Raw genomic sequence first — 249 nt, forward strand, 5'->3', positions numbered from 1 at the left:
TACAGATGCGCGCCCTCTTCGTTCACCTTTTCACTGCCACCGGAGCAGTGCTGGCCATGCTCGCCATGCTCGCCGCCGTGGAAGAGAAATGGGACCTCATGTTCCTATGGCTGGTGATCGCCTTTTTCGTCGATGGCATCGACGGGCCGCTGGCGCGCAAATATGATGTGAAGACCAACGCGCCTGAGTTCGATGGCGTCTTGATGGATCTGATCATCGATTATCTGACTTACGTCTTCATCCCGGCCT

The 249-nt window shown here is 56.2% G+C and carries 1 protein-coding gene; it reads left to right on the forward strand.

The features are described 5' to 3' along the window. Positions 1-5: 5 nt before the first annotated feature. A partial coding sequence (locus tag FCK22_RS18645) for a CDP-alcohol phosphatidyltransferase family protein (RefSeq protein ID WP_211243604.1) occupies positions 6-249 on the forward strand: 244 nt, incomplete at its 3' end.

Source organism: Sulfitobacter sp. 15WGC (assembly GCF_005068605.1).
Classification (GTDB): Bacteria; Pseudomonadota; Alphaproteobacteria; order Rhodobacterales; family Rhodobacteraceae; genus Sulfitobacter; species Sulfitobacter faviae.